Source organism: Dyella sp., from assembly GCF_035508675.1.
GTDB lineage: Bacteria > Pseudomonadota > Gammaproteobacteria > Xanthomonadales > Rhodanobacteraceae > Dyella_B.
The window spans coordinates 1-6649 of record NZ_DATJMN010000070.1 but is presented as its reverse complement, the minus strand read 5'-3'; the positions used below and the strand labels follow the sequence as shown (position 1 = coordinate 6649).

The 6649-nt window shown below is 63.1% G+C and carries 6 protein-coding genes; 1 reads left to right on the top strand and 5 read right to left on the bottom strand.

What is annotated here, in order from left to right; translation table 11 throughout:
* Window positions 1-1066, top strand: a 1066-nt coding sequence (locus VMA74_RS04200; protein WP_325365114.1) for a lipid II flippase MurJ, incomplete at its 5' end; no start/stop codon positions are given.
* 27 nt (window positions 1067-1093) lie between these two features.
* Here the strand turns inward: VMA74_RS04200 and murB are convergent.
* The 5 genes from murB to VMA74_RS04175 form a co-directional block, all read right to left on the bottom strand.
* Window positions 1094-2116, bottom strand: a complete 1023-nt coding sequence (murB, locus tag VMA74_RS04195; protein WP_325365116.1) for a UDP-N-acetylmuramate dehydrogenase — start codon at window positions 2114-2116, stop codon at window positions 1094-1096.
* 10 nt (window positions 2117-2126) lie between these two features.
* Window positions 2127-3164, bottom strand: coding sequence for a quinone-dependent dihydroorotate dehydrogenase (locus tag VMA74_RS04190; protein ID WP_325365112.1), 1038 nt, complete (start codon window positions 3162-3164; stop codon window positions 2127-2129).
* The gene (locus VMA74_RS04185; RefSeq protein ID WP_325365110.1) at window positions 3164-3928 is read right to left on the bottom strand and encodes a class I SAM-dependent methyltransferase; all 765 of its coding nucleotides are present in this window, start codon (window positions 3926-3928) and stop codon (window positions 3164-3166) included. The genes VMA74_RS04190 and VMA74_RS04185 overlap by 1 nt, the downstream gene beginning before the upstream one ends.
* 22 nt (window positions 3929-3950) lie before the next feature.
* Complete coding sequence (locus tag VMA74_RS04180) at window positions 3951-4715, bottom strand: SDR family NAD(P)-dependent oxidoreductase (protein WP_325365108.1); 765 nt, start codon at window positions 4713-4715, stop codon at window positions 3951-3953.
* Between the two features lie 114 nt (window positions 4716-4829).
* Window positions 4830-6365, bottom strand: coding sequence for an aldehyde dehydrogenase family protein (locus VMA74_RS04175; protein WP_325365105.1), 1536 nt, complete (start codon window positions 6363-6365; stop codon window positions 4830-4832).
* Between the last annotated feature and the right edge of the window lie 284 nt (window positions 6366-6649).

The following is a 6649-nucleotide window of genomic DNA, read 5'->3' as shown; positions in this document are numbered from 1 at the left end:
GACCATGCTGATCTTCCATCACCTGGATGCGAATCGGCTGATCGTGTACCTGGCATGGGGCACGGTGCTGGGGTGCCTGCTGCAGTTTCTGGTGCAACTTGGTCCGGTGCTGAAACTGGTGCCGAATCTGCGCTTGCGCCTGGATCTGCAAAGCCTGCACGTGAAGCAGGTCGGCGGCAGTTTCCTGGGCGTGGCGGTGGGGCGTGGCGTGGTGCAGATCAGCGCTTTCGTCGACCAAGCCATTTCCACGCTGCTGGGCAGCGGCGCCGTCGCCGGTATGACCACCGCCGCATCGATCAATCTGCTGCCGGTAAGCCTGTTCGGCATGGCCGTTTCCGCGTCGGAGCTGCCCACCCTCTCGCGCATGGCCGGTGAGCACGTGGACGAACAAGTCGCCGCGAAACTCTCCGCGCGCTTGAACAACGGCTTGGAACGCATTGCGTTCTTCATCGTGCCGTCCGCGATGGCGTTCTTCGCCTTGGGCAACGTCATCGTGGCGGCGCTCTATCAAACCGGCGCGTTCACCGCCAAGGATGCGTATTACGTGTGGGCGATCCTGGCCGGTTCCGGCGTGGGATTGCTGGCTTCCACGTTTGGACGGCTGTATTCGTCCACCTATTACGCCATGCGCGACACGCGCACGCCGCTGCGCTATGCATTAGTGCGGCTTGCCTTTACGGTGGCGCTTGGCCTGGCGAGCGCTTTGTCGCTGCCAAAGCTGCTGGGCATTCCCATGCAGTGGGGCGCGGTCGGCCTGACGGCTTCGGCCGGCGTGGCGGGATGGATCGAGTTTCACCTGCTGCGCAGGAAGATGAATCGCAAGCTTGGCCGCACGGGCGTGGCGATATCGATGATGGTCAAGCTATGGATGGCGGCGTTGGTTGCGGCGCTGGTGGCATGGGCTGTCGAACACTTCATGCCTGCATGGGGGCCGATCTTGACGGCGGCGTTCGTGTTGTCGACCTACGGCATTGCCTATTTTTCGGTGACCTTTTTGTTGCATGTCAGAACGTGCAGAGAGGTGGTGGAGAAGGCCATGCGGCGGATTGGATTTGGCCGGCCGTAGGCTGGGATTTCATCCCAGCCTACGCGGTTAGTCGATGATCACCGGCTCCGGCTCCAGACGCACACCAAAGCGCGCATGCACGCCATCGATCACGCGCTCCGCGAAGGTCCAAAGCGCCTGGCCGCTGGCCTTCCCGTGATTGACCAGTACCAGGGCGTGGCGATTGGAGATGCCGGCATCGCCCTCGCGCATGCCTTTGAAGCCGGCCGTTTCGATTAGCCAGGCGGCGGAGAGTTTCCAGTGTCCGTCCTTGCCGGGCCACGCGACGAGTTCGGGATATGCGTGCTTCAACACTTCCCCTTGCGCAGCGTCCACGATGGGGTTCTTGAAGAAGCTGCCGGCATTGCCGATCACGGCCGGATCGGGCAGTTTGCGCGTGCGCAGATGCACGACGGCTTCGGCGACGTGGAACGGCGCCGGATTGCTTACGCCCATGCGTTCCAGTTCTTCGCGAATACCTGCATAGTCCAGCCGCAGCGCATGCTGGCGGGGCAGGGCAAAGCGCACCGCGGTGACGATGAAACGATCGAGCTCGTGCTTGAACAGCGAATCGCGGTAGCCGAAGGCGCAAGCTGCGCGATCCAGCGTGACCACGCGCCGCTCGATGCGATCCCAGGCTTCCACGCTCTCGATGAATTCGGCGACTTCGGTGCCGTAGGCGCCGATGTTCTGGATCGGCGCCGCGCCCACGGTGCCGGGGATAAGGATGAGGTTTTCCAGGCCGGCGAAGCCCTGGCCAAGCGTCCAGCGCACGAAGTCGTCCCAGCGTTCGCCCGCGGCGACGGCAATGCGGGTGAGATCGCCTTCCTGCTCGACGTGTACACCACGTGTTTCCATCGCCAGCACGGTGCCATCGACATCGCCGGTCAGCAGGATATTGCTGCCTTCGCCCAGCACCAGCAGGCGGCTGGCGCGAATGGCGGGGAAGTCCAGCAGTTCCGGCAATTTGCTGGCGTCGCGTATCTCGGCCAGCAGCTTGGCGCGCGCTTCCACGCGCAGCGTGTTGCGCTTGAGCAGCGAGGCGTTTTCGACCAGCGTATAGCCGCCCATGTCGACGCGGTCAGCGTGCATCCGGATGGTCCTGGTGACGGCGGATTTCATTTACGCACTCGGCGACGAGTTCGGGGCCGCGATAGATCAAGCCCGAATAGATCTGCACCAATTGGGCGCCGGCCTGGCGTTTTTCCACCGCATCATCGCCCTCAAGAATGCCGCCCACGCCGATGATGCCGACGCGCTCGCCAAGACGTTGGCGCATGCCACGCACCACTTCAGTGGCGCGCGTGCGCAACGGCTTGCCGGAGAGGCCGCCGACCTCGTTGCCGTGCGGATCGCTGGCGACGGACGAATGATCGATGGTGGTATTGGTGCAGATGACGCCATCCACGTTCGCAGCTAGCAACACTTCCGCCATGCTGTCCAGTTCGGCTTCGCCAAGATCGGGCGCGATCTTCAACAGCATCGGTTTGCGTTGGCCTTGCTGCGAGCCGAGCCGCTCCTGCGCTTCGCGCAACGTTTCGATAAAACGGCGCAGCGTGGTTTCTTCCTGCAGATCGCGCAGCCCCTTGGTGTTGGGCGAGGAGATGTTGACAGTGATGTAGCTGGCATGTGCGTACACGCGTTCCAGGCAGAACAGGTAATCGTCCACCGCTTTCTCGTTGGGCGTGTCCTTGTTCTTGCCGATGTTGATGCCGAGCATGCCGCGATAGCTGGATGCCTGCACGTTACGTACCAGCGCATCGACACCGTCGTTGTTGAAGCCCATGCGGTTGATGATGGCTTCGTGCTGCGGCAGGCGGAACAGGCGCGGACGGTCGTTGCCGATCTGCGGTCGCGGCGTGACGGTGCCTACTTCGATAAAACCGAAGCCGAGCGCGCCAAGCGCATCCAGGTGGGCGGCGTTCTTATCCAGCCCTGCCGCAAGCCCGACCGGATTGGGGAAGCTGATGCCAAAAGCCGTTACCGGCAAGTCGGCCGGCGGCGTGGCGACGAAGCGCATCAGCTCGCTGCGCCAGGCGACGTCCAGGCCATACAGCGTCAGGCCGTGCGCGGTTTCGGCGTCAAGTTGGAACAAAAGTGGTCGTAACCAGCGATACATCAGACCTCACCAATATAGACGCGGGTGTCGTAGTCGAAGCTTACCCGACCGTCCACCGCGCAAGCGTCGAACAGCTCGCGCAGTGCTTCGATCATGGGTTCGTGCCTGGGGTGCCCAACCTGGGGCGCATACGAGGAGGACATCAGCCTGCCGCGCAATGCCTCGAAATCTAAGAGCTGGCGATGATCGAAACTGGCCGCGCCACGCCAACCCTCGCCAAACCATTCGCGCATGCTCGGTTCATCGGCATAGCGTTCGGCCACGCTGGTGTAGTCGGTGCCATAGGTTTGCAGCAGCGTTTCGTAGCCTTCCAGGAAGGGCGTGCCGACCAGGCGGCGCGAGTTCCAGTAGATCGCTGCCAAACCGTCCGGGCGCAGAATGCGATGAAATTCGCGCCGGGTGCTGACCGGATCGAACCAATGGAACGCTTGTGCCACGGAAACCAGATCGACACTGGCGTCGTCCAGGTTGGTGGCGTCGGCCCGGCCGTCCACGGCGAGGAAGTTGGGGTGGCTTCCTAACCACTCGATCGCCGCACCGCGCATCGCGGCATTGGGTTCCACCGCGATCACGGTGTGGCCGGCATCTAGAAACAGTTTGCTGGAAATGCCGGTGCCGGCACCGATATCGGCGACGCGCCAGTCGGGCGTCACGCCGTGTGCCTTGCGCAGCCAGTCGATCATGGCTTCGGGGTAGGTGGGGCGATAGCGGACATAATCGGTGACGCGGTTGCTGAAACGTTCGGTGCTTTTGAGATCGTTCATGAGCCTCACCTCCATGCCTGACTTAGCGGGATAACTGCTGGCCACCATCGACGCACAGGATCTGCCCCGTCACCCAACCAGCCCATGGCGAGGCGAGGAACAACGCCACGTGCGCCACTTCCTCCGGCGTGCCGTAGCGGCCGAACGGGATTTTCGATAGCACGGTAGCGTAACGCGTGGGATCTTCGTGCTTGCAGCGGTCCCACAGGCCGCCTTCGAATTCGATGGAGCCCGGCGCAATGGCGTTCACGCGAATGCGCTGCGCAGCCAGTGCCAGCGCTTGCGAGGTGGTGTAGTGGGAGAGCGCCGCTTTCATCGCGCCGTAGGATGGCATATGGGGGCGCGGATGCAGGGCGGCGATGGAACTGGTGTGCAGGATGCTGGCGTGCGGCGACTTGGCCAGGTGCGGCAGGGCGGCGCGCGAGGCGCGCACGGCCGCCATTATGTCGATGTTGAAGACCGCCGCCCAGTCCTCTTCCGTATCGGCGAAGCCGTAGCCACTGGCGTTGTTGATCAGCACGTCGATGCCGCCGAGCGTTTCGCCGGCGGCGTTGATGTAGGCGTCGATGGCCGATGCCTCGCCCAGGTCGCATGATTGCGCATGCACCCGTACGCCGTGGGCAGCGATGGCCTTGGCCGTTTCATCCAGCGCAGCCCGCCCGCGTGCGCAGATCGATACGGCTGCGCCGGATGCGGCGAACGCCAGCGCCATGCTGCGGCCGATGCCCTTGCTGCCGCCGGCGATGACGACGCGGTAGTTGTGCAAGTTGAAAGGAGAGGAGGTCATGCTGCCTCTTCGATGCTGTCATCGCGGCGTAGGTTGGGGTGAGCGTAGGCGAACCCCAACGTTGTCATGCATAGCGGGTTGGGGTGCGGCGATGCCTCACCCCAACCTGCACGCTTACAGATCGAACTTGATTCCCTGCGCCAACGGCAACGCATCGGAATAATTGATCGTATTGGTCTGCCGGCGCATATACACCTTCCACGCATCCGAACCGGACTCGCGACCGCCGCCGGTTTCCTTCTCGCCGCCGAACGCGCCGCCGATCTCCGCACCGGAGGTGCCGATGTTGACGTTGGCGATGCCGCAATCCGAACCTGCAGCCGACAAATACTGCTCCGCCGCCTTCAGGTTCTGCGTGAAGATGGAGGAAGACAGGCCCTGCGGCACGCTGTTCTGCAGTTCGATCGCTTCGTCCACCGTCTTGAACGGCATTACATAGAGAATCGGCGCGAAGGTTTCCGTCTGCACCACTTCGTCGCTGTTCTTCAGCCCCGTAACGATGGCGGGCAATACGAAATTGCCCTTGCGATCGGCTAGCGCCGCGCCGCCGGTGCGCACCGTACCGCCGCTGGCCTTCGCCTTTTCGATGGCAGCCAGATACGCGCTGACGGCTTCCTTGCTGTTGAGCGGGCCCATCAGCGTGGTGGCGAGCGTGGGATCGCCGATCTTGCCTTCCACCTGCTTGTAGGCGGCCACCAGCTTGTCGGTCACGTCGTTGATGATCGACTCATGCACGAACAAACGGCGCGTGGAGGTGCAGCGTTGGCCGGCGGTGCCGACGGCGCCGAACACGATCGCAGGAATCGCCAGCTTCAGGTCCGCGCTTTCATCCACGATGATCGCGTTGTTGCCGCCCAGTTCCAGCAACGAACGGCCCATGCGTTTGGCTACGCGCTCGCCGACCAAGCGGCCGACCTTGGTGGAGCCGGTAAAGCTGATCAGCGGAATGCGGTGGTCGTCGACGAACGCCTGCGAGAGCTCCGTGCCGGCGTCGTTGAACAGGAAGAACAGATCCGGGAAGCCGCCTTCCTTCAGCGCTTCGTTGCAGATCTTCATGGTGGCGATCGCCGACAGCGGCGTTTTCGGCGAGGGCTTCCAGATGCAGATGTCGCCACAGATCGCAGCAAGCATGGCGTTCCACGCCCACACCGCCACCGGGAAGTTGAACGCGCTGATGATGCCGACGATGCCGAGCGGATGGTATTGCTCGTACATGCGATGGCCGGGGCGCTCCGAGTGCATGGTGTAGCCATAGAGCATGCGGCTCTGGCCGACCGCGAAATCGGCGATGTCGATCATCTCCTGCACTTCACCATCGCCCTCCGGCTTGATCTTGCCCATCTCCAGCGCGACCAGCGAGCCCAGCGCGTCTTTGTGCTTGCGCAGCGCTTCGCCGCACAGGCGCACCGCTTCGCCACGCTGCGGGGCAGGGGTGGTACGCCAGACCTTGAAGGCTTCCTGGGCGCGCTTGATGAGGATGTCGTAATCGGCGGCACTCGAAGCATGCACGGTACCGATCACTTCGCCCGTAGCCGGGTTCACCGGCTGCAAGGTGCCGGCGTTGGTGGTCTTGGACCACTCGCCCTGGCCGAGATAAGTGCCCGATTGCTCGCCGGTAAGACCGAGCGCCTTGAGGATTTCGTGGGACATGCGTACTCCTGAGCCTGACGCCAGATGGCGCCGCGAATGTGGGGAAATTCCTATTCTATCAGGCGCGCCGCCCCGGCCGGTTTCCGATGGATCGCGCTCCCCGCCGATCCATGCCAAAATCGCGCCCCATCAGGCTTTCCAGCCCATGCCCCCGTAGCTCAGTTGGATAGAGCGTCCCCCTCCTAAAGATACAAGGGCCTTGTTTCTATTGGCCCCAATTCCGCCCAAAAGCCCAGAAAAACCTAGCTTTTTCGGCTGTTTTGGGGGATTTGGCGTGAGGGGCG